General features: G+C 70.4%; 19 protein-coding genes. 10 read left to right on the top strand and 9 right to left on the bottom strand.

The genetic code is table 11. The features are described 5' to 3' along the window. Positions 1-123: 123 nt before the first annotated feature. The 4 genes from NJE57_RS04395 to NJE57_RS04380 form a co-directional block, all read right to left on the bottom strand. On the bottom strand, positions 124-639 hold the full coding sequence (locus NJE57_RS04395) for a hypothetical protein (protein WP_319027185.1): 516 nt from the start codon (positions 637-639) through the stop codon (positions 124-126). A gap of 176 nt (positions 640-815) precedes the next feature. Next, the gene (locus NJE57_RS04390) at positions 816-3,095 is read right to left on the bottom strand and encodes an AAA family ATPase (protein ID WP_319027184.1); all 2,280 of its coding nucleotides are present in this window, start codon (positions 3,093-3,095) and stop codon (positions 816-818) included. 25 nt (positions 3,096-3,120) lie between these two features. Beyond that, complete coding sequence (locus NJE57_RS04385) at positions 3,121-4,350, bottom strand: alpha/beta hydrolase family protein (protein ID WP_319027183.1); 1,230 nt, start codon at positions 4,348-4,350, stop codon at positions 3,121-3,123. A gap of 143 nt (positions 4,351-4,493) precedes the next feature. Then, a complete protein-coding gene (locus NJE57_RS04380; RefSeq protein WP_319027182.1) occupies positions 4,494-5,963 on the bottom strand; it encodes a M20/M25/M40 family metallo-hydrolase in 1,470 nt (489 codons plus the stop codon). Positions 5,964-6,043: 80 nt separating this feature from the next. Between NJE57_RS04380 and NJE57_RS04375 the strand changes: the two genes are divergently transcribed. Next, on the top strand, positions 6,044-6,757 hold the full coding sequence (locus NJE57_RS04375; protein ID WP_319027181.1) for a hypothetical protein: 714 nt from the start codon (positions 6,044-6,046) through the stop codon (positions 6,755-6,757). A 28-nt stretch (positions 6,758-6,785) separates the two neighbouring features. Here the strand turns inward: NJE57_RS04375 and NJE57_RS04370 are convergent, their stop codons facing one another. Beyond that, entirely contained in the window at positions 6,786-7,544 is a 759-nt protein-coding gene (locus tag NJE57_RS04370; protein ID WP_319027180.1) for a hypothetical protein, read from the bottom strand. Positions 7,545-7,549: 5 nt separating this feature from the next. After that, the gene (locus tag NJE57_RS04365) at positions 7,550-8,026 is read right to left on the bottom strand and encodes an SRPBCC family protein (RefSeq protein ID WP_319027179.1); all 477 of its coding nucleotides are present in this window, start codon (positions 8,024-8,026) and stop codon (positions 7,550-7,552) included. 285 nt (positions 8,027-8,311) lie between these two features. On the opposite strand from NJE57_RS04365, the gene groL reads away from it, so the two are divergent. The 5 genes from groL (at position 8,312) to NJE57_RS04340 (ending at position 13,346) form a co-directional block, all read left to right on the top strand. After that, entirely contained in the window at positions 8,312-9,934 is a 1,623-nt protein-coding gene (gene groL / locus NJE57_RS04360; protein ID WP_319027178.1) for a chaperonin GroEL, read from the top strand. Positions 9,935-10,403: 469 nt separating this feature from the next. Further along, entirely contained in the window at positions 10,404-10,541 is a 138-nt protein-coding gene (locus tag NJE57_RS04355; protein WP_319027177.1) for a hypothetical protein, read from the top strand. A 126-nt stretch (positions 10,542-10,667) separates the two neighbouring features. Then, on the top strand, positions 10,668-10,841 hold the full coding sequence (locus tag NJE57_RS04350) for a hypothetical protein (protein WP_319027176.1): 174 nt from the start codon (positions 10,668-10,670) through the stop codon (positions 10,839-10,841). Positions 10,842-11,208: 367 nt separating this feature from the next. Then, a complete protein-coding gene (locus tag NJE57_RS04345) occupies positions 11,209-12,321 on the top strand; it encodes an alpha/beta hydrolase family protein (protein ID WP_319027175.1) in 1,113 nt (370 codons plus the stop codon). A gap of 128 nt (positions 12,322-12,449) precedes the next feature. After that, entirely contained in the window at positions 12,450-13,346 is an 897-nt protein-coding gene (locus tag NJE57_RS04340) for an alpha/beta fold hydrolase (protein WP_319027174.1), read from the top strand. Here the strand turns inward: NJE57_RS04340 and NJE57_RS04335 are convergent. Continuing rightward, positions 13,306-15,477, bottom strand: coding sequence for a prolyl oligopeptidase family serine peptidase (locus tag NJE57_RS04335; protein WP_319027173.1), 2,172 nt, complete (start codon positions 15,475-15,477; stop codon positions 13,306-13,308). The two genes, NJE57_RS04340 and NJE57_RS04335, sit on opposite strands and share 41 nt — an antisense overlap. A gap of 165 nt (positions 15,478-15,642) precedes the next feature. Here NJE57_RS04335 and NJE57_RS04330 point away from each other — a divergent pair, with 165 nt between their 5' ends. After that, positions 15,643-15,789 carry a hypothetical protein gene (locus NJE57_RS04330; protein WP_319027172.1) on the top strand — a complete coding sequence of 49 codons (147 nt, stop codon included), beginning with the start codon at positions 15,643-15,645 and terminating at the stop codon, positions 15,787-15,789. 123 nt (positions 15,790-15,912) lie between these two features. Continuing rightward, on the top strand, positions 15,913-17,307 hold the full coding sequence (lpdA, locus tag NJE57_RS04325; protein WP_319027171.1) for a dihydrolipoyl dehydrogenase: 1,395 nt from the start codon (positions 15,913-15,915) through the stop codon (positions 17,305-17,307). A gap of 97 nt (positions 17,308-17,404) precedes the next feature. Here the strand turns inward: lpdA and NJE57_RS04320 are convergent, their stop codons facing one another. Beyond that, positions 17,405-18,196 (bottom strand): hypothetical protein, encoded by a 792-nt coding sequence (locus NJE57_RS04320; protein WP_319027170.1) that lies wholly within the window; start codon positions 18,194-18,196, stop codon positions 17,405-17,407. Between the two features lie 192 nt (positions 18,197-18,388). On the opposite strand from NJE57_RS04320, the gene NJE57_RS04315 reads away from it, so the two are divergent. Together NJE57_RS04315 and NJE57_RS04310 are read left to right on the top strand one after the other, a co-directional pair. Beyond that, positions 18,389-19,117, top strand: coding sequence for a beta-phosphoglucomutase family hydrolase (locus NJE57_RS04315; protein WP_319027169.1), 729 nt, complete (start codon positions 18,389-18,391; stop codon positions 19,115-19,117). Further along, complete coding sequence (locus NJE57_RS04310) at positions 19,114-21,615, top strand: glycoside hydrolase family 65 protein (RefSeq protein ID WP_319027168.1); 2,502 nt, start codon at positions 19,114-19,116, stop codon at positions 21,613-21,615. Before NJE57_RS04315 ends, NJE57_RS04310 begins: the two co-directional genes overlap by 4 nt. 199 nt (positions 21,616-21,814) lie before the next feature. Here NJE57_RS04310 and NJE57_RS04305 read toward each other — a convergent pair whose 3' ends face one another. Further along, positions 21,815-22,678 (bottom strand): DUF559 domain-containing protein, encoded by an 864-nt coding sequence (locus tag NJE57_RS04305; RefSeq protein WP_319027167.1) that lies wholly within the window; start codon positions 22,676-22,678, stop codon positions 21,815-21,817. Between the last annotated feature and the right edge of the window lie 349 nt (positions 22,679-23,027).

Genomic DNA, 23,027 nt, shown 5'->3' with positions numbered 1-23,027 from the left:
CCTCTCTTCGCGACGACCGGACGATGACACGCGGACACCCCCGCCGGTCTCGACGGGTGCCGGTGGTCGACCGAGGTCAGGGTTCGGTGATCACTTTACAGAACGCGGCTCGGCCGGCCGTCGTCAGCGCAGGTGCAGCAGGGTGGCGGCGCTCAGCAGGGCGGCGATGGAGGCCTCCGCCGGCGATTCGCCGAAGCCCAGCGCCCACGTGCCGCGACGGCCGCTCGTGGCACGCAGGATGGTGCACCAGGACTCGGTCCGGCCGAAGGTCTCACCCTCGTACTGGTGGAACCGCTCGATCTCCACGCGGGCCCCGATCCGGCCCAGCATCTCGGACATGGCGGTGAGGTCGCCGCAGGATTCGGTGGTCAGGCGGTGGGCGGTGAACTCGCCCGGCGCGGAGGGATCCCGGGTGGCCAGGATGGCCTCGTACGCGGTGATCCCGCGGCCCAGAGGTCGACGGGAGAGATCGGCCAGGTGGAAGTGGTCGGTCGACGGCGCGTAAGTGTCGACCAGGGTCCGCCAGTCCAATCCGGCGGCCGCGTCGGCGAATCCACGCGGCAGGCGGCGGCCGAAGCGGCGTCCGAACGGGCAGGAGGTGGCCGCTGTGGTGGAGAGGGCGGGTGCGGTGGTGTTCATGGTGTTCTCGTCTCAGATGTCGGTGCGGGGACCGACGGGAGAGGGGTAACCACGCAACGGGGGTGCCGGTCTGTCAGGCCCCGTTACGTCCGGTTACTACGAGAATCTTCCGCATGGCGAGCAACTGTAGTCGGGGTGGGTGCGCCACGGCAAGGCGGTGTGACCGGGTTCCCGCGCTAGTTCTCACGCCGTTCGGCGTACAGGCGCAGACCCTCGACCTGGTCCGGGTCGAGTGAGGGTGGGACGACCCGTCGTGCTCGGGCCACGTCCTCGGCGGTGACCTCTGCGGCGTCGATGTCGCGGCGCATGGCGGTCAGCGCCGATTCCCTCAGCAGCGCGGCGCAGTCCGCGGCCGAGTAGCCGTCCAGGTCCCCGGCGAGAGCGGTCAGGTCCACGTCGTGGGCCAGCGGCACGCTGCGGCCGGCGGCCCGGAGGATGTCGGCACGCGCCTCGGCGTCGGGCGGGGGGACAAAGACGAGTCGTTCGAGCCGCCCCGGCCGCAGCAGTGCGGGGTCGATGAGCTCGGGGCGGTTGGTGGCGCCGAGGATCACCACGTCGCCCAGCGGCTCGGCACCGTCGAGCTCGGTGAGCAGCGCCGCGACGACACGGTCTCCGACCCCGGAGTCCCCGGACTGGCCGCGGCGCGGGGCGAGCGCGTCGATCTCGTCGAGAAAGACCAGCGACGGTGCCGAGTCCCGGGCCTTGCGGAACAGGTCCCGGACCGCCTTCTCCGACGAACCGACCCACTTGTCCATGAGTTCGGCGCCTTTGACCATGTGGACCGTCAACCGTCCGCTCGCCGCCAGGGCCCGGACGACGAAGGTCTTGCCGCAGCCGGGCGGGCCGTAGAGCAGGACCCCGCGCGGGGGTTCTACACCCAGTCGCTCGAATGACTCGCGGTGCTGGAGCGGCCACAGGACGGTCTCGGTGAGAGCCTGGCGCACCTCCTCCATGTCGCCCACGTCGTCGAGGGTGATCGAGCCCAGGCTCAGTTCCTCGGTCCCCGAGCGGGACAGCGGCCGGATCACCGCGACGGCCCCCATGAGGTCGTCCTGTTCCAGGCGGGCCGTGGGGGCGTCCCCACCACCGTCCCCACCACCGTGGCCGCCACCGTTGGTAGCGCGTCCGGCGGCGCGCAGTGCGGCCTCGCGGGTCAGGGCCCGCAGGTCCCCCGCCACGTAGCCGGGGGTCCGGTCGGCGACCGCGGCCAGGTCCAGGTCCCCCGTGGGCACGTCCCGCAGGAGCACCCCGATCAGGGCGGCGCGTTCGGTCGACCCGGGGAGCGGTAGATCCAGGACGCGATCGCAGACGTCGGGTTCGCGGAGCCTGGCGTCGGCGTCCTCCGGGCGCACGCACGTGGCCACCAGCACCGACCCGGGGTTGGCCACGACGGATCGCAGTCGGTCGAGCACCAGGGTCGACACCGGCTCGGTCTGCGCGGGCAGCAGCGCGTCGACGTCGGTGACGAGCAGGATCCCCCCGTTCTCGCGGCACCTCTCGGCCGCGGCCCGGACGGCCTCGAGTCGGCCCGCCGGGTCCAGGGAGCCCACGGACGGGCCGTCGAGCACCTCCAGACGCCTGTCTCCCGCGACCGATCGCACCAATGTGGCCTTGCCGACGCCGGGCGGCCCCGCGACCAGGACACCGAGGTGCGGGGAGGCGCCCAGCGTGCGCAGCAGTTCGGCCCGGTCCAGGGCCAGTGCGAGCCACTGCTCCAGCACTTCGGCCTGGTGGGCCACCCCCACCAGGTCCTCGCGGGCGACCGCGGTGATCGCCGCCCCCGGAGAGGCCTGCCCGCCGCCGGGCGCGGATGCGCCTGCGCCTGCGCCCGCGGATGAGTGACCGGCGGGGGCCGCAGGGCTCGTCGTCGTACCCGCCGCCCGGGCGGATCCCCTCGCGCCCGAGGCGACCACCGCGGTGGTGGGCTGGACCGACACGACCCCGTCGGGCACGGTCGCGGTGACGGTGAGCAGCACGGTGCTCCACTGCATGCCGATGGTGTTGCGCAGGGTGCGTGAGGTGTCGGCGGTGGGGAAGTCCGGGCCGAGGTCGCGGGGCATGAGCGTCACGGAATCGCCCACGCGGACGACCTTGCCCAGCAGCGCGGACCGCAGCACGCGCTCGGCCACACCCCTGCCGGCGGGGGGCAGGCCCTGCACTTCCACCGACTGCGCACCCGTGACCTGGGCGGCCCGGACGGTCACCCGGGCGTCCTCGCCGAGCCCGCAGTTGGCGGCGACGACCTCGTCCACCACCAGCACCCCGCTGGGGGCACCCGGGGCGGTCTCGGCCACCACGGCGGCGGTGGTGCGGGCGCCCACGATCTCGATCGCGTCCCACTCGCGCATCCCCAGGGCGAGGATCACCTCCGGGTGCGCGCGGACGATCCCTCGGCGGGAGTCGGCCGCGGACGCCGAGAGACGCAGGGTCAGATCCAGGTCCGGGCGGGGGTTCACGCGTGCGAGCGTATCGCCGATCCCGTCACCGCAGCGCGCCGCGTACCGCGTTCCACGCCACCGGGATCTGTTGGGAGAAGTACGACCAGTTGTGCATGCCGGTGGGCAGGTGGTCGATCCGCGCCGGGATTCCCAGCGCGCGCAGTCGCCGGTCCGCGGCCCGCGTGCACTGGCCGGTGGCCTGCTCGAGTGCCATCCCGGCCACGAAGTTGGCGGCGTCGTTGTCGTAGTCCTCCCAGTCACCGGGGCCCGCCACACCGGTGCCGGACGAGAGATAGATGGCCTTGCCGCGCAGATTCTCGGCGCCCACCATCGCGTCGTGCGCGGCCCACTGCTCGTTGCCGGGCTCGCCCCACATGTTGGTGAGGGTGGCTCCGCGGCTCTCCACGGTGTAGCGGGTGAGGATCTGGCCGAGCGCGTCGGTGGAGTAGCAACCCGAGACGCCGAACACCGCCTTGTACAGGTCCGGGTGACGGGTCGCCATGGTCAGGGCGGCGCCGGCGCCCATCGAGATGCCGCCGATGCCGCGGTTGCGGTTGGTGCTCACCTCCGGTTCGAGGAGGTTCGGTAGATCCCGGGTGATGAACGACTCCCACTTGCTGATGCCCAGAACCGGGTCCTGCTCGTTCCAGTCGGCCCACATCGAGCCCTGGCCGCCGGTGGGGATGACGAGGTTGACGTTCTGGTCCGCGAACTGCTCCGCGGCTCCCCACTGCATGAAGCCGCTGGGAAGCTCGGAGCCGACGCCGTCCAGTAGGTAGAGGAACGGCGCGTCGGGGGTGGTCGCGCGGTAGACCTCCACAGTGATCCCGCGCTTCATGTCGGCCGAGTCGATGAGCCATCGTTCGTAGCGGCCGTCGACATCCCTGGCCACCACCTCGGTCTCGGTGATGAGTGGGTTGGGTTGCGGTGCCGGCGGAGGCGAGCCGGCGAACATGTCCGGGGTGAAGCCGAGGCGATTGGCGACGCCCATCATGGAGGACCCGGAGGAACCGGGGAGAGTGCCGAAGTAGAGGAGCTGACTCAGGCTCTCGGGCGAGATCGTGCCGAGCGCGCCGTTGGCGATCTGTTCCGGGCTGATCGACCCAGGGAGTCCCTGGGCCTGGGAGGGGGCGGGAAGCAGGCCCACCGCCACGGTGGCGGCGGTGACGGTCGCCAGTAGGGCGCGGACCGCCCGGTGCGGAACGCGTCGACGACGGGGCTGGGAGACGACGGTCGCGGCGCCTGCGAGGGCTGAGGCTGACAGGGCTGACATGGCGGCTCCTCGGATCCGGCAACCGACGGCGGGTAGCCGCCACTCACGCCACTATCGCGTCTCGGCATCACACTGTTACCGGCAGTTCCTGGTATTGGCAGTTCCTGGTACCGGCGGTTCGCAGGGCGGAGCAGACCCGGTGGTCAGCGCAGGCGCTGCAGGAACGCGGCCTCGGCGAGCGCGATGCGCTCGATCTCCCGCGGATCCACGCTCTCGTCGGGGGAGTGGATCGCGGCGGCCGGGTCCTCCACCCCGAACAGCGCGATGCTCGCCCCGGGGTGGGCCTCGCGCAGCGCCGTACAAAGGGGGATCGATCCGCCGGAGCCGACCTGCGCCACCTCGGCCGCACCGTATGCCTGTGCCAGGCACTCCGACAGCAGGTCGTGCACCGGGTCCGAGCCGCCGGCGGGAACCGTGCTGAACGGGTGCCCCACCGTCTCCTTCTCCACCCTCACGCGCGCGTTCCAGGGCCGGCGCCGCTCGATGTGGGCCGCCAGCAACTCCTGTGCCTCGAGGGGGTCCGTCCCGGGCGGTACCCGCAGGTTGACCAGGGCGCGGGCGCGGGGTTGGACGGCGGCGATCGCACCCTCGACCGGCGGGCAGTCGACGCCCAGCACGGTGACGGCCGGGCGCGACCACACCAGATCGGCGACCGGTGCCGCCGAGGACGGGTCCACCCCGTCGAGGATCCCGGCGTCGGAGCGGAACCGGCCCTCGGGGTAGGGCTGACCGGTCCACCGCCCCGTGAAGTCCAGGCCGTCGACGGTCGTCGCGCCGGTCTCGGGGTCCCGGAGCGAGGCCAGGATCGAGATGAGCGCGCCCAGGGCGTCGGGGGCCGCGCCCCCGAACTGGCCGGAGTGCACCCCGGCCTCGAGGGTGTCGACGACGACGACGAGGTTCGCGATCCCCCGCAGGCTGGTCGTGAGCGTGGGGACGCCCGCCGAGACGTTCCCCGAGTCCACGATGAGGATCGCGTCGGCGGCCACCAGGTCGGGCCGTGAGGCCACGAGATCGTCCAGGCCGCCTCCGCCGGTCTCCTCGGAGCCCTCCACGACGAGCCTGATCCCCAGGCCGTCCAGCGGGTCCGTGGATCCGGGGGCCTCGTCGTCGTCGATCCCACGGCCCCCCGGTGCGCCCGACGCGGCCTCGGAGAGGGCGGCGAGGGCGCGCAGGGCGGTCAGGTGGACGACCAGGTTGCCCTTGCAGTCGGCCGCCCCCCGGCCGTACCAACGGCCGTCGCGCTCGGTGAGCTCCCACGGTGAGGTGGTCCACTCGGCGGGATCTCCCGCCGGCTGGACGTCGTAGTGGCTGTACAGGAGCACGGTGGGGCGGCCGGGTGCGGCGGGGCGGTGGGCGAACACCGCCCGCGAACCGTCGGAGGTCTCGACCACCTCGACCGCGTCCGGGCCGAGGCCGGGGACGGGCAGCTCGCCCAGCATGACCCGCACCAGTTCGCAGGCCTGCGCGCACGCCTCCGGCTCGGCGCCGTGTACCGACGGCAGGGCCACCAGGTCGGCGAGGTCGGTGCGCGCGCGGTCGAGCTGCGCGCCCACCGCGTCGGCCAGTGGGGCCAGGCCCGGGTGCGGGGTTGCGAACGGAGTCGAGTCGGACATGCCGTCAGCGTAGTTGCGTGGTCCGACACGGAGCCCGACATGAACGGAAGATGAACTGAAGATGAAGTAGAGTAGCCGACATGAGCTACGTGATTGTCGTCACCCCGGCGGACCCGGCCTTCCGCGATTCGGCCCGCCTCGGCGATCTCCCCGACCACATCCGTGCCGATCTCGAGGGTCTGTGCGACGAGGTGTCCGCCCGTTTCCCCGAGGCCGATGCCGTGGGGGAGACCGGGGCGCTCACCCGGCGTCCCCATATCGAGGGGGTCGGCGTGGTGATCGATCCCGGCGTGATCACCAGGCCCCTCGTGGTCAACGCCGTCATGAGGCTCGCGGCTCCGCGGCAGCTCCTGGTCACCGCACCGGAGCTCGGACTGGTGGCGGACCCGCGCGTCCGGATCGACATCGACGTCCACCGCAGGCCCACCACCGCGGGCGCAGGCATCACCGACCACACGGTCCGCGGCCGCCCGCACGGGACGTTGCCCTGGGTGACCGGTGAACTGCTGCGCCAACTGGTGGACGCACTCGAGGTGTCGGGGGACCGGCTCGAGCTCGACGTCGACGAGGACCGGTGGTTCCGCTACGAGCTGGCCGACGGGTCGCTGTGGATCGAGGTCGCCGACGGTCCCGGGACACCGGTGCTCGAGCGGATGGTGTCGATCGGACGCGCCGGCGACGTCGCGGAGGCGGGCTGGGCCTGGGCGCGGGGAGCCCGGGACTGGGCCGGAGCGCTCGAGATCGCGGCATCTGGGAACGACGTCCCGGCGAACGGCGTGGTCACCGCGGCCTGAGGTGGCCCGGGGTCGTGCCGCGGCGGGGTCAGACGGAGTTGTCGTAGCGCAGGGACGCCACCACGGTGTCGATCGTCGCCTCCGGCTGGACCCCCGGCTCGTCCTCGTCGGCCATCAGGACGAACACGATCGTTGCCGGGGAACCGTCCGCGGCCCGCGTGGACACCGCTATCGTGTCGAACCGGATGGTCGGAGGGGTGCAGGAGTCACGTGGTGGCCGCACCGCACCGCGCAGCGAGACGTGCCATGCCGGAACGCCCGAGACGCCGATGCTCCGGGCCTCGGGGACCGGCACGTCCGCGCCGTTCCGGGTGAACCGGCGGTCGATCGAGTCCGCCATGGCCCGCGAGGCGGATTCGGCCTGCTCGCGGGCGTGGCCGGGCAGGACCGTGCTGATGCCGGCCAGTGTGCGGAACGACAGCCCGTCGGAGTCGCAGTAGCCGCGGTCGGCGATGGCGTTGGCGGTGGTGACGTATCCCGAGCCCCAGTCCGCCCCGGTGTCGCCGGGGTCCTCCGCGCCGCCGGGCGCGGGCGAGCCGGTCGGATCGCCCACCTCCCACTCCGGCGGGACCGAGTAGACCAGCCCCGTCGGGCTGCGGACGTCCTGCCAGTCGCCCGGCGGCGGGCCGGCGGCCAGGGTGGGGCCGGGTTCCTCGCGGCCGGGGGCGCCGGCGTCATCCGACTCGCCGGGCCACAGCGCGCACCCGGTGAGGGATATGGCGAGTGAGCTCGCGACGAGCGCGGTGAGTACGGTCCTGGCCGTCGCGAGCACACCCCCGCCGGTCATTCCGGTCAGCCCTGCTCGGCGAGGGCCTTGATCCGCTTGAGGGAGGTCGACACGCCCCGGTCCATCTCCTTCGTGAACGAGGGCTGGCCGCCGAAGAGCTTGTCGGTGAGGAACCGGGAGAGGAAGGTCAGACCGCTCGGGACCTCCCGGCGCTCGGTGAGCCGGGTGCCGCCGCCCGGGGTGGGCTCGAGCTCGAAGACCCAGACGGTGGTGTTCTCGGTGATGCGGTTGGCGAACCGGCGACCCGGCTCGAACTCGACCACGCGGCTGGTGGTGGGCCAGAAGATCGGGCCCCGCTTGTTGATGTTGATCGCCCGGGTCCCCGCGGTCGTACGGCCGCCCATCGCGATCACCTTGTGCGCCTGGCTGCTCCACTGGGGGGCGTTGCGGACCTCGGAGACGACCTCCCAGACCCGGGCCGGCGGGGCGTCGATCTCGATCGAACTCTCGATGGAACCGACGGGCGTGGACTCGGTGGTCATGGGGGGCCTTCCAATGGGGGGTGGGCTTCGATGGCGTCTCGATGGTAGGGGACCGGGCCCGGCCGTGCGGGTCGTTCGCCCGTCGCGAACACCGGCCGGACCCTTTGCACTCGTCGGGGGCGAGTGCTAGAAAAGCGGTTGGCACTCGGCTACCCTGAGTGCCAGTAAGAACCTGAACTGAGGTCGCAAGGTGAGGGGTGGATCTGACACGGTCCGCTCCGTCCGTCGCGGGCGCCGACGCCGACCACATACGTGTCACCCCACACCCGGAGGATTATTCACCCCATGGCAAAGATGATCGCGTTCGACGAAGAGGCTCGTCGCGGCTTGGAGAGCGGTCTCAACCAGCTCGCCGACGCCGTCAAGGTCACGCTCGGCCCCAAGGGCCGCAACGTCGTGCTGGAGAAGAAGTGGGGCGCCCCCACGATCACCAACGACGGCGTCTCCATCGCCAAGGAGATCGAGCTCGAGGACCCGTACGAGAAGATCGGTGCGGAGCTCGTCAAGGAGGTCGCCAAGAAGACCGACGACGTCGCCGGCGACGGAACCACCACCGCCACCGTGCTGGCCCAGGCACTCGTGCGCGAGGGTCTGCGCAACGTGGCCGCCGGTGCCAACCCGATGGGCATCAAGCGTGGCATCGAGAAGGCCGTCGCGGCTGTCACCGCGCACCTGATCGAGTCCGCCACGGAGATCGAGACCAAGGAGCAGATCGCCGCGACCGCCGGCATCTCCGCCGGCGACCCGGCCATCGGCGAGCTCATCGCCCAGGCCATGGACAAGGTCGGCAAGGAGGGCGTGATCACGGTCGAGGAGTCGCAGACCTTCGGCCTGGATCTCGAGCTCACCGAGGGCATGCGCTTCGACAAGGGCTACATCTCGCAGTACTTCCAGACGGATCCGGAGCGCCAGGAGGCGGTCATGGAGGATCCGTACGTCCTGCTGGTCTCGGGCAAGGTCTCGACCGTCAAGGACCTCCTCCCGTTGCTGGAGAAGGTCATCGGCGAGGGCAAGTCCCTGCTGATCATCGCCGAGGACGTCGAGGGCGAGGCCCTGTCCACGCTGGTGGTCAACAAGATCCGCGGCACCTTCAAGTCCGTGGCCGTCAAGGCCCCGGGCTTCGGTGACCGCCGCAAGGCCATGCTGCAGGACATCGCGATCCTGACCGGTGGCCAGGTCATCTCGGAGGAGGTCGGCCTCTCGCTGGAGACCGCCGACATCACCATGCTGGGCAAGGCTCGCAAGGTCGTGGTGACCAAGGACGAGACCACCATCGTCGAGGGTGCGGGCGACCAGGGGCAGATCGAGGGCCGGGTCAGCCAGATCCGCGCCGAGATCGAGAACTCCGACTCGGACTACGACCGCGAGAAGCTCCAGGAGCGCCTGGCCAAGCTCGCGGGCGGCGTGGCCGTCATCAAGGCCGGCGCGGCCACCGAGGTCGAACTCAAGGAGCGCAAGCACCGCATCGAGGACGCCGTCCGCAACGCCAAGGCGGCCGTCGAGGAGGGCATCGTCGCAGGCGGCGGTGTCGCCCTGGTCAAGTCCGAGATCGCGATCGACTCCCTCTCCCTGGAGGGCGAGGAGGCCACCGGTGCGAAGATCGTCAAGTTCGCGCTGAGCGCCCCGCTCAAGCAGATCGCCCACAACGCCGGCCTCGAGCCGGGCGTCGTGGCGGAGAAGGTCCGCGGCCTCCCGGGTGCCGAGGGCCTCAACGCCGCCACCGGCGAGTACGAGGACCTGCTCAAGGCCGGGATCAACGACCCGGTCAAGGTGACGCGTTCGGCGCTGCAGAACGCTGCATCCATCGCCGCGCTGTTCCTCACCACCGAGGCCGTCGTGGCCGACAAGCCCGAGCCCGCCGGACAGGCGATGCCGGGTGGAGACGAGATGGGTGGCATGGGCTTCTGATCTAGCCCACGCGACAACCGGGCCGTGGCCCGCACCGGAGGGCTTCCGGTGCGGGCCACGGCCTTTTCCATGCCTCACCGGGCTGCCCGCACGCCGCTCGCTCCGGGAACGCATCGTGTTCTTCCCCGGTGCGATCCTGATCGTGCGGGCCGCTTTCGTGTCTAATAGGCGCTTGTCTAGATGAAGGTTTATCGACCTGAAGGTTACGAGACCGTATCGATGACTCCTGCAGTTCGTGAGGGAAGGCTAACGAAGCTGATTAAGTCGATGGTTCATTGACCTTTGCGCAGGCAGATCGTGATGCTAGGATCTCCTTGCATCCAGTGATCTGAGCCACTAAGGGTGTTGCAAGTTAAATCTGCGTCACCCTGCCGACGCGGAGACCTAGGTCACAATTGACTTTGGGTCTACTCAGATTACGCTGACTCTGGCCCCAGAAGCCGGGGCACAACTTTCAAGGGAGATACACATGCCTGACTTCAGCGCCATCGGCGACCTTCTCGGTGGAATCGACGACATCCTCTCAGGCGTCATGGGCTTCGCCGGCTCGCTTGCCGGTGACGGCCTCGAGACCGTGATGGGCAGCCTCGGCGAGGCCGCAGAGTAATTCTCTGATCGTTTGTGGGGCCTGTTCCGGCCCCCATCACGACCGCGAGCCTGAAAGTGGTCACCCCCTGTAGTTCACTCGAGTGCCGGAGACCCTGCACTCACCACTCACGTCAAGGAGAAAATCATGGGAAGCGAAGCTTTCGGCGCAGACGGTAGCCTGGGCCGCATCATCGGCGAGGACGGCACCTTCGGTGTCCTTTCGGACCTGATCGGTTGGGTCAGCGACTTCGTCAGCGCCGCCGGTTACTTCGCCGGTGGCGACCTGCAGGCGGCCTTCGACGCCGGCTTCATGGCCTGAGTAGTACAACTGATCGAGACAAGGGCTCCGGGCCATGCCCGGGGCCCTTTCTCGTGTCCCGTCCGGTGTGGCGTCGGCACCCGCCCTGTGGAGCGTGTATCGGAATTTGTTCATATCGGTAACGGGCGGGCGGGTGGCGCCGATAATGTTGACGTGAACCGCAAGGCGGTCCCGCGGTTACCCGCGGGCGGTCCGGGTATGCGATCCTCGGATCGTGCCCGGCGGGCGCAAGGCTTGGTCCTGCAGGCATGCTTTTGCAAGAAGCGTGCCTAGTGGGGCTTGTGTGACTAATGGGAATTGGGTTAGCTTTCCTGCAAGGGTCTGCCCGAGTCCGTCTGTGAACAACGAGAAGGTAAGGCGTCGGAATATGCGTTCAGTCAAGAGCGGTCGGTTGGGCACCAAGGTCGCCGCTGCGGCCTTCGCCGCGGCCATGGTCCCCGTCGTTGCCACGGGCACGGCACAGGCCCAGGGTGGCAGCATCCAGTACACCAAGGCCACGGCCCAGAACAAGGTCGTCGAGACCCAGCTCCCCGACGGTCGACTGATCGTGTCGGTGTGGTCGGACAAGATGGCCATCGAGGTCCCCAACATCGTCCAGCGTCCGCGTGACGGCAACGCGAGCGCGCCGGTGCTCTACCTCGTCAACGGCGCCGGTGGTGGCGAGGACTCCGCCACCTGGCAGGCGCAGTCCGACGTCAAGGCCTTCATGTCGGACAAGGACGCCTGGACCGTCACGCCGATCGGCGGTGCCTTCTCGTACTACACGGACTGGCAGCGCCACGATCCGAACGTGCAGACCCGATTCGCGCGTGAGACCGATCGCCCGATGGCGTTCGAGACGTACCTCGCGAAGGAGCTCCCGGATCTCTTCGAGAGCAGGTACGGCGGGAACACGGGGCAGAACCGCAATCGCGGTCTCGCCGCCATCTCGATGACCGCCACCTCGGTCCTGACGATCGCCCAGAACAACCCGGGCCGCTTCCAGGCCATCGGCTCGTACTCGGGTTGTGCCGAGACCTCGACCCCGATCGGCTACCAGTTCATCAACATCGTCACCGGTATGCGTGGCGGCGCCAACCTCGACAACATGTGGGGCCCGTACCCGGGTCCGGGCTGGGTCGCCAACGACCCGGTCGCCCAGGCGCACAAGTTCGTCCCCCAGCGGGACAACGGCACGCTGCCGGCCATGTACATCTCCACCGGCAACGGCCTGCCCGGGCCGCACGAGTCCCTGGAGAACTGGCGTCTGCGCAACAGCGTCCCCGCGCTGGCCAACCAGGCGATCGTCGGCGGCGTCATCGAGGCGGCCACGCAGTACTGCACGGCCAACCTCGCCCGCCGCTTCGGCGAGCTCGGGATCCCGGCCCAGTTCGACTTCGCGCCCAACGGCACGCACTCGTGGGGCTACTGGGAGGACGACCTCAAGCAGTCCTGGCCGATGATGGCCGACGCCATGAACGTGCGCTACGGCCCGATCTGATCGGGTGACGCGGCAGCCCCGACAGGCTGCGCCGTGACGGCCTGATCGCCCGGCACCGACGGACCCCGTCCCACCACACGAGTGGGGCGGGGTCCGTCGTCGTATTGCTCGTCCGGCATCCTGTACACATGACCAGGACCGACGACCCGCGCCGGATCGAACTCCGCCACGCGGACGGCAGCACGAGCCCGTTGTTGATCGTGGACGCCGACGCGCGGGACCCGGGCAGGCCCGCCGTCCTGGTCCTGCCCGGCATCGCCGTCGGGGCCCGCTACTACCTCCCGCTGGCCCGCGCGCTGGCGTCCGGGGGCGTCCCCGTGGCGATCACCGAGCTCCGGGGCCAGGGAGAGAGCACCCACCGCATCGGCCGCGGCGGGGCGGCAGCGGGATACCACGAGAGCGCCGCTGAGGACGTGCCACTCGCGCTCGAGGTGATGGAGCGGGAGCTCGGGCGGCGACCAGTGGTCCTGCTGGGCCACAGCATGGGCGCACAGATCGGGGTCTACCACCTGGCCCGCCACGACCCCCGGGTGGCGGGCCTGGTGGCGGTGGCCGCGCAGTCCCCGTTCCACAGGGGTTATCCCCGGCGCGTGGGCCGGCGGCTGCGGGCCGGCGCGATCCTGCTGCCCGCCATCGGCTGGGTGACAGGGCACGTGCCGGGCCGGTTCTTCGGCGCGGACGGCAGGATCCCGGCAGACCGCATCCGCGACTGGTCCCGCCTCGCCGCGAGCGGTGCCATGCAACCGGCGCGCGCCGACCTCGACTACCGGGCCGGACTGGCGCGGGTGAGCGTCCCGGCCCTGGCGGTGGTGATCGCCGACGACCCGCTGGCCCCCGAGAGCGCCGCCCGCGGCCTCCTCGCGATGCTGCCCCGCGCCCGGACGAGCCTCGAGGTGGAGCCCGAGGCCCTCGGCCACAACTCGTGGGCGCGCACGCCCGCCGCGGTGGTCGCCCGGGTGCTGGCGTGGATGGACAGGGAGCTGCTCACTCCGTCCCCGGACGACGACGAGGGAGCCGACGCCTGAAGAACTCGTAGGTCAGGACCGCCTTCCGGGCCTCCTGCGAGTTGTCCGCGGCGCCGGCGTGACCACCCTCCACGTTCTCGTAGTACGCCACCTCGTGCCCTGCGGCCTCGAGCGCGGCCGTCATCTTGCGGGCGTGGCCCGGGTGCACGCGGTCGTCACGGGTCGAGGTGGTCATGAGGACCGGCGGGTACCGGACCTCCGAGGCCGGCCGGACGTGCTGGTAGGGCGAGTACGCACCCAGGAAGTCGTCCCAGTCCGCGGAGTCCGGGTCGCCGTACTCGGCCATCCACGACGCGCCTGCCAACAGCAGGTGGTAGCGGCGCATGTCCAGCAGCGGGACCGCGATCGCCAGCGCCCCGAACAGCTCCGGATAGCGGGTGAGCATGACCCCCATCAACAACCCTCCGTTGGACCCGCCGGTCGCCCCGAGCTGGTCGCGTGTGGTCACGCCGGTGGCGACGAGGTCCCTGGCGACGGCCGCGAAGTCCTCGAACGCGCGCGGGCGCCGTTCACGGACGGCGGCCTGATGCCAGGCGGGCCCGTACTCGCCGCCGCCGCGGATCCCGGCCACCACGTAGACGCCGCCCTGTTCCAGCCACAGCGCCCCGCGTAGGGCGGCGTACGACGGGCGCATGGACACCTCGAAGCCCCCGTAGCCGTAGAGGATGGTGGGCGCGGGACCGGCGGGGCCCGGGCCGCGCATGACGGTGTAGGGCACCAGGGTGCCGTCGTCGCTGGCGGCCGTGTGCCGGGAGACCTCGATGCCGGAGCTGTCGAAGCGGTCGGGGGTGGAGCCGAGCGTGGTGGTGGAGCCGTCCGCTCGCAACAGCACCAGCGACGGCGGGACGACCGGGCCGGAGATCGCGAGTACGGCGTCGTCGGGGTGAGGGCGCTCGTCGTCGTCGCCGTCCGCAGCGCCGTCCTCCCCACCGTCACCCCCGCCGGATCCGGCCAGTCGGTCGCAGGACAGGACGTCCACCGACACGTGCTGCGGCAGGCCCTCCACCGGGCGGGGCTCCCACGCGCCGTCGGCGGTATCGGGGATCGTGTACGCCTCGAGTCGGGACTCGGTGTCGTCGAGGATCGTCAACAGGATCCGGCCCCGGCCCCAGGTCACGTCCTCGACGGTGGTGGAGGGGGTGGGGGAGAACAGGACGACGGGACGGGGCAGCGTCGTGGGGTCGGCATCGACCGCGGCCCACGGCACCACCAGGATCGACCCACCGGCGTGGGTGTGGCCCGCGACCACGAGGTCGGTGCGCGGGCGCAGCAGCAACCAGTCCCCGCACGAGTCGACCCGGCAGTCCTCGGGCACCGGCAGCAGGCGGGGTCGTGTGTCCGCGGGGTCGACGCCCGGCGACCAGAACCACCCCTCGGAGGTGTGGAAATCGGGGGCCCGGCTGGCGGTCAGGCGGCCCGAGGTCAGGTCGTAGGAGGCGCCCACGGCCACGTCCGCCGTCCGGCCGGAGAAGATCACCGGGGCCTGCCGCGGGTCGGTCCCGCGGCGCCACAGGCGGACCAGACGCGCGTACCCCGAATCGGTCGCGTCCGAGCCGTCCGGCTCCAGCGGTGCGGACAGCAGCAGGGTGTCCCGGTCCACCCAGGACACGGAGCACTTGGACTCCGCGAGTCGGAACCCGCCCTCGGATCCGGGCACGAACCGACGTGCGGCCAGGTCGAACTCGCGGACCTCCACGGCGTCGGCGCCTCCCCGCGACAACCGGATGAGCGCCCGGTCATCACCGGGGCGCCGGACCACCGTTCCCGAGTAGACCCAGTTCACCTCCTCCTCGGCGGTCAGGGCGTCCACGTCCACGAGGGTCTCCCAGGCGGGGTGGTCCACCCCCGGTGCGCCGTCCGAGAGCACGGCCCACGGCACCCGGCGCCACATGCCGCGGGGGTGCTCGGCGTCGCGCCAGAGCGTGTAGGCGAAGCGGCCGCGCAGGACGGGCCAGGCGATCCGGTCGGAGGCGTCCAGGATCTCCAGGGCGCGGGCGTGTGCGTTCTCGGCGGCCCGCCCGGAGGCCAGGTCCGCCACGGTCCGGTCGCTGCGCTCGACGACCCACTCGAGGGCCTCGGTGGAGTCGACGTCTTCGAGGTGGATGAACGGGTCGCTCGGGGGTGCGGTCATGCAGTCGATGATGCCGTGATCACGTGGGCCGACCGGAATCGCCACAAGGTTTCCTCAGGCTCTTGTTACGAGACCGTGTCATCAGTAGCATCTGCCGTACGCGCGGGTCGACTGACCCGGCCATTCCCGACAGCGGGAGTGCATTCGATAAACGGAGACAAACATATGGGTTCTCTCACCGACATCCTCAGCAGCGGTTCCGGCGAGTCCGGCTCGCTCAGCGGCACCGGCACGATCACCGACACGATCGCCGAGACCATCGGCGACATCGTCGCCACGGCCCTCAAGTCGGTCCTGGGCAACCTGTCCTGACCGCGCCCCACGCGGGTACCGTCGCCGCCCCTCCCCCCGGGAGGAGGCGGCGACGGTCATTTCGGGTGCAGTTCCGCCCGGCTCCGGCTCGTCGGGGCCCCCGGGAGCGCTACCCTGTGTGTCGTGGCTGACACTCATTACGACCTCATCGTCCTCGGCGCGGGCCCCGGTGGCTACGTCGCCGCCATCCGCGCCTCGCAGCTCGGCCTCACAGTGGCCGTGATCGAGGAGAAGTACTGGGGCGGGGTGTGCCTGAACGTCGGGTGTATCCCCTCGAAGGCGCTGCTGCGCAACGCCGAGTTGGCCAACACGGTGCTGCGGGACGCCAAGACGTTCGGCATCTCCGGCGACGTCTCCTTCGACTACGGGGTCGCCCACGACCGCAGCCGCAAGGTCTCGGACAATATCGTCAAGGGTGTCCACTTCCTCATGAAGAAGAACAAGATCACCGAGATCGACGGCTTCGGGAAGTTCACCGACGACAAGACGATCGATGTGGACGGCACCTCGTACACGTTCGACAACTGCATCATCGCCACCGGTTCCGTGGTCAAGACGCTGCCCGGGATCGAGTTGAGCGAGAACGTGGTGGACTACGAGGATCAGATCCTCTCCCGCGAGCTACCGGACTCGGTCGTGATCGTCGGCGCCGGCGCCATCGGTATGGAGTTCGCGTACGTCATGGCCAACTACGGCGTCGAGGTGACGATCGTCGAGTTCATGGACCGTCTCCTGCCGAACGAGGACGAGGAGGTCTCCAAGGAGATCGCCAAGCACTACAAGAAACTCGGCGTGGAGGTCCTCACCGGCCACAAGACCACCAAGGTCACCGACAACGGCGACTCGGTGGAGGTCGAGGTCGAGAAGAACGGCGACGAGGGCAACGCGCAGAAGCTGACCGTGGACAAGGTGCTCATGGCCGTGGGGTTCGCGCCGCGGGTCGAGGGCTACGGCCTGGACAAGACCGGCGTCGAGCTCACCGACCGTGGCGCGATCGACATCGACGACCACATGCGGACCAACGTCAAGGGCATCTACGCCCTCGGCGACGTCACCGCCAAGCTGCAGCTGGCCCACGTGGCTGAGGCACAGGGCGTGGTGGCCGCAGAGACCATGGCCGGCGCCGAGACCCAGACGCTGGGCGACTACCGCATGATGCCGCGCGCCACCTTCTGCCAGCCGCAGGTGGCCTCCTTCGGGCTGACCGAGGCCCAGGCCCGCGAGGAGGGATACGACGTCAAGGTGGGAAAGTTCCCGTTCTCGGCCAACGGCAAGGCCCACGGGCTCGGCCACGCGGTGGGATTCGTCAAGATCGTGGCGGACGGCACGCACGGCGAACTGCTCGGTGGACACCTCATCGGCCCCGACGTCTCCGAGCTGCTGCCCGAGCTGACCCTGGCCCAGATGTGGGACCTCACCGCCGAGGACGTGGCCCGCAACGTGCACACGCACCCGACGCTGTCGGAGGCCATGAAGGAGGCCGTCGAGGGCGTCGGCGGCCACATGATCAACCTCTAGCGGCCCCGGCCCCGGCCCGGACCCGGGCAACGAGAAGAGCGTTCCGACCACCTCGGCAGAGGTGGTCGGAACGCTCTCGTCGTCGGTGGTCCGCCGGCTACTCGGCGTCGACGAGCTTGGTCATCTGCGCGTTGTAGATCGCGTCCAGCGCGCCGGCCGCGGTCGGCAGGACCGGATCGGCCGCCGGATCGTCACCACGGGCCGCGTACTCCACGCTCACGGTGGTGTCGCGGGCGAAGCCGTGGATCGCGACGGCGCGGCTCAGCGAGCGACCGCCGTCGGGGCGGGTGGTGATGAAGTCACTGGTCACGCGGAAGCCCTCGGCACCCTCGACCGCCGGGGCGTCCGACACGGTCATGACCAGCTCGACGTTGGGGTTGGTGGCGCTGCGCGAGGAGGTGCAGGCCTCGTACAGGGAGCGGTCCATGAACTCCTCGAGTTCCTGTCCCACCATGCCGATCCCGAAGCGGTGTTCGGTCTCGTCCTCCTCGGACTGCTTGTAGCGCACCGCGGCGGTCACGCCGTCGGAGGTGGCGAAGTTGGAGACCGTCTCCAGGCGCGAGACCTTGTCGCACGCCGGGTCCTCCATGAGCTTCTTGCCCTGGTCGGCGACGAGCTTGTCGACGGCCTCGCGCAGGAGATCGGGCTCGATCACCTGCACCACACCGCCGCCGGGCGCCTCGCCCTCGGCCAGGATCAACTGGTCGAGTGGTGCCTCGGGCGCGGACTCGTCTACGGCCTCGGAGGTCTCGGTCTCGCTCGTGGAGTCGACGCTCGCGGAGCCCTCGGAGTCGTCGGAGTCCGACGAGCAGGCCGTGAGTGCGGCCGCGGTGACCAGTGCGAGGCCGGCGATCGCTACTCGGCGGGGATTGCGGGTGCGGAGTCGCATCTCTCTCCTTCTAGTCCGGGGTCTCGGTCCATAGTGCCACCGGCCACCCGGCAACAGTGCATTCCGCCCCGCGAGGCGGCAGGTGGGTCCGACGGGGGGAGGTGAGGGCCTCCGTACGGAGGAGAGGTGTCTACCCTTGGTGGGTCACCGGACGAGCCCGATCGGCCCACCGACCCGGAAGCAGGATTCGACATGGACCATGACGGCGTGGATGCCGTGCTCTTCGACCTGGACGGGGTCATCACCCCGACCGCCGAGAAGCACATGCAGGCGTGGAACCGAATGTTCTCCGCCTACTTCGCCGAGCGCGGGATCGACCCGTACTCGGACGAGGACTACTTCCGCTACATCGACGGCAAGCCCCGGGTGGAGGGCATCGCCTCGATGCTCGCCGCGCGCGGCATCACCCTGGGACAGGGCGACGACGACGACGCGGCCGCCGCGGACACGATCACCGGTCTGGGTCTGCGCAAGAACATCATCTTCCGTGAGCTGCTCGACGAGGGGATCGAGGCCTACCCGGGGTCGGTCGCCTACCTCGACGCCCTCGACGCCGCCGGGATCGCCTCCTGCGTGGTCTCCAGCTCCAAGAACGCACTCCCGGTGCTCGAGGCGGCGGGACTGCGGGACCGCTTCGAGATCGTCGTGGACGGACTCGTGGCGCAGGCCGAGGGCATCCCCGGCAAACCCCGGCCCGACACCTACCTGCGCGGCGCCGAACTGCTGGGCGTGCCCGCCGAGCGCTGCGTGGTGATCGAGGACGCCGTCTCGGGCGTGCAGGCCGGCGCCGCCGGCGGGTTCGCACACGTCGTCGGCGTGGACCGCGGTGCCGGGCGCGAGGTCCTGCTCCGGGAGGGGGCCGACGTCGTCGTCGTCGACCTGGCCGAGTTGATCCCCGGACTGACGGGGGCCCACTCATGACCCCCGTGCCCCCCGGGCGGGGTCCGGTCCACGACACGATCGGCCAGTCGGTCCCCGGCAACATCCGCACGACGTACGGCGTGAACCTGCGCAGCCACCTCGAGGTGCCGGAGATCAACCGCCACACGCACCCCGCGGACCCGTGGCGTTGGGTGGAGACCAGCCCCAAGGCCTCGCCGATGGGTGTCTCGGAGACGCAGTTCGCCGTGGGCAACGGCTACCTGGGCATGCGCGGCAACCTCGAGGAGGGGCGCGACTCCAAGACCCACGGCACGTACGTCAACGGGTTCCACGAGACGTGGCACATCCTGCACGCCGAGGACGCGTTCGGCCTCGCACGCGAGGGCCAGACGATGGTGAACGCTCCCGACGCCAAGACGATCCGCATCTACGTGGACGACGAGCCGCTCCGGGTGACCGAGGCCGACCTCGAGCACTACGAACGCAGCATCGACTTCCGCGACGGCATCCTGCGCCGCGAGCTGGTCTGGCGCACTCCGGCCGGCAAGAAGGTGATCATCCGGACCACCCGCATGGTGTCGATGGTGGAGAAGCACCTCGCGGTGATGACCTACGAGATCGAACTGCCCGAGGAGACCGCGCCGGTGGTGATCTCCTCGCAGGTGCTCAACCGGCAGGACGGCGAGGACGAGTACCACTCCGCCGAGGCCGTGCCCGAGGGCTTCGACCCGCGACGGTCGGAGGGGCTCGACCACCGGGTGCTCGAACCGGTGGTCTGCGAAGGTCAGCGCGGCTACCAGGTGCACGGCTACCGCTGCGCCAACTCGGGGATGTCGATCGCCGTGGCCGTGGACCACGAGGTCGAGACCGAGGACGAGGTCGACATGAGCGTGGAGAGCGACGACGACGCCTCCAAGGTCGTCTACCACGCCCACGCCACCCCCGGCCGCGTCCTCAAGCTGACCAAGTTGGCGGCGTACCACACCTCCGAGAAGGTTCCGGCCAACGAGCTCGCCGAACGGTGCGCGCGCACCCTCTCCCGCGCGCGCGATCGTGGCGTCGAGGAACTCCAGCGCACCCAGAGCGACTGGTACGACCACTTCTGGCACCGCGGGGACGTGGAGGTGGACGGCCCGCCCGAGACCCAGCAGGCCATCCGCTTCAACCTCTTCCAGCTGGCCCAGTCCTCCGCCCGCGCCGAGACCTGCGGGATTCCGGCGAAGGGCGTCACCGGCAGCGGCTACTCCGGGCATTACTTCTGGGACACCGAGACCTACGTCCTGCCGTTCCTGACCTACACCATGCCGCGGTTCGCCCGAAACGCTCTGCGGTTCCGCTACTCGATGCTCGACAAGGCCCGGGAGCGCGCGCGATACCTCTCGGTCGAGGGCGCGCTCTACCCGTGGCGCACGATCAACGGTGAGGAGGCCTCCGCCTACTACGAGGCCGGCACCGCGCAGTACCACATCAACGCCGACATCGCGCACGCCATGGTCAAGTACCTGTGGGCCACCGGGGACCAGGAGTTCATGATCCGCGAGGGCGTGGACGTGCTGGTCGAGACCGCGCGGATGTGGGTCTCGCTCGGGTTCTTCGCCGACGACGGCTGTTTCCACATCCACGGCGTCACCGGCCCCGACGAGTACACGACCGTGGTGGACAACAACTTGTTCACCAACGCCATGGCGAGGTTCAACCTGGTGGCCGCGACCATCGCGTGCAAGCGGATCGCCGAGCTGGGTGACGGCCGGTGGGCGGGCATCTGTCGGCGCCTGAAGATCGACGCCAGCGAGATCGCGGAATGGCGGCGCGCGGCCGAGAACATGGTGATCGCATACGACGAGGCGCTTGGTGTGCACCCCCAGGATGAGGACTTCCTGGCAAAGGAGGTCTGGGACCAGGACCTGGAGCACCCGCGCCGCCCGCTGCTGCTGCACTTCCACCCGCTGGTGATCTACCGGCACCAGGTGCTCAAGCAGGCCGACGTGGTGCTGGCCATGTTCCTGCGCGGCGACGAGTTCACCGAGGAACAGAAACGGGCCAACTTCGAGTACTACGACCCGCTCACCACCGGCGACTCCACGCTGTCGGCGGTCGTGCAGTCGATCATCGCCGCCGAGATCGGGTACTGCGACGAGGCGTTCGAACACTTCTCCAAGGCGCTGGTGGTGGACCTGGCCGACGTGCACGGCAACGCCGCGGACGGGGTCCACGTGGCGTCCGCGGGCGGCGTCTGGTCGGCGCTGGTGAGCGGGTTCGGCGGGATGCGCGACTACCGGGGCGAGATCTCGTTCGACCCCCGCGTCCCTGCCGAGTGGGGTGCGCTGACGTTCCGGCTGACCGTGCGTGGCACCCATGTGCGCGTGCGGTGCACCCACACGGAGATCACGATCGTCAACCTCAACGGCGCGGACTTCGAGTGCTCCGTGCAGGGGCAGCCGGTGCTGGTACCCGCCGGGGAGACGGTGAGCCTGGAGCTGGACGAGCGGGCCCGTGCCTGCCTGACCCGCGCCGAGCGCGCTGCCGTGGAGCTCTGAGTGGAGGTCTGAGGCGGTACCCGGGCCGGGGCGCCCCGGCCGCCTCGCCTCGCCTCGTCCGCCCGCCACCGACGTGCGCGGCCTCTTCGTCCTGCGCGCCCGGAACGCTCGCACGCTGGGCGGTTGCGCTGCCGGAGTGGACCACAGGGGGCGCGCACGTCGGCCCGCCGCCGGGAGATCGAGGGCGGGGCGTCGAGGGTCAGGCGGCGACGCCGGCGATTCGGTGTGCATACGCCGTCCGGACCTGCCGCAGTATGTCGTCCCGATGGAGACGGAGAATCTTGTGGTCCACGACGATCACGATCCAGCCGGCGGCCTGGAGGCGGTTCCTGCGGTACCGGTCCTTCGATCGCTGTTCGGGATTCTCGTGGTGCGCGCCGTCGTACTCGACCGCGATCTTGTGAATGGGATCGGCGAGATCGAGACGGTAGCCACCCACGTCGACCTGCGGGATGAACCCCGTGAAACCGGCGTCTCGGAGGAACAGCCTCGTCTCGGTCTCCATGGGGGACTCACTGCGACGGTCGGCGTCCGCGAGCACCCGTCGTACTCGTGCGATTCCCCAGCCGCCGACCTGACCGTCGACCACCTCGCGTAGTTCGCGTTCCGAGAACCCGTGCCGGTAGAAATGCTCCACCGCGAGGACTCCACCGAGGTGGTCGGCGAACCGGGCCAGGTCGAAGGCAGTCCAGCGCCGAGTGGTGACGGCGACGCCGCGCTTCTGCTCCACGGCCGTCGCGGGCAATCGATATCGCCGAATCCGCAGGCCCGCACGCTTTCTCCCGCTGGGTCCGACGCACAATTCCGGGATGGCGTCGCCCGGGGCGGCGATCCCGTGGAGTACCGCCGCCGACCATCCGGTGAGGACGCCGTTCGGGTACAGCCTCGAGTAGGCCACTGACAGGGTCTCGAAGCTGAGCGGACAACCGGCCGGCAGCCAGAGCTCGTCCGCGATCTTGACGAACTCGCGCTCTCGTCGGCGACGGGGGAGGGCGGCCAGCTCCGTGCTGAGTCGGGCGGACGAGAGGACGGGGTGCCGCGGGCCCGGGTGGTGGCGATTCATGCCGTGGATCATGCACGCCACAGGTGAGAGGGGCCGTCCCTCCCGCGCAGATTCCGACTGCCTTGTGGAGGGAGCGGACGGCTGTGGACAACGGAACCCCCGAAGTACATGGTCGGCTGGTGATTCGATGAGGGACATCAGGTGCGCGGCCCGAATGGACCACAGCGGGCGCGCATGTCGCGGACGGGCGGGCAGAGAGGGCGCGAAGGCCGAAGGCGACGCGTAACCCGGGGGGAGGATTCAGCGGGGCCGGGTGGGACCGGCCGGGTCGGATCGGGCGGGCGGGCCGGGCGGACCGGGCGGACCGGGTCGGGTCGGGCCGGAATGGGCAGGGTGGCGCCGGGCCGGA

Origin of the sequence: Dietzia sp. PP-33 (genome assembly GCF_033790845.1) — a bacterium.
GTDB lineage: Bacteria > Actinomycetota > Actinomycetes > Mycobacteriales > Mycobacteriaceae > Dietzia.
Note: the sequence above shows the minus strand (reverse complement) of the source record. Positions and strands in the feature narration are given on the sequence as shown.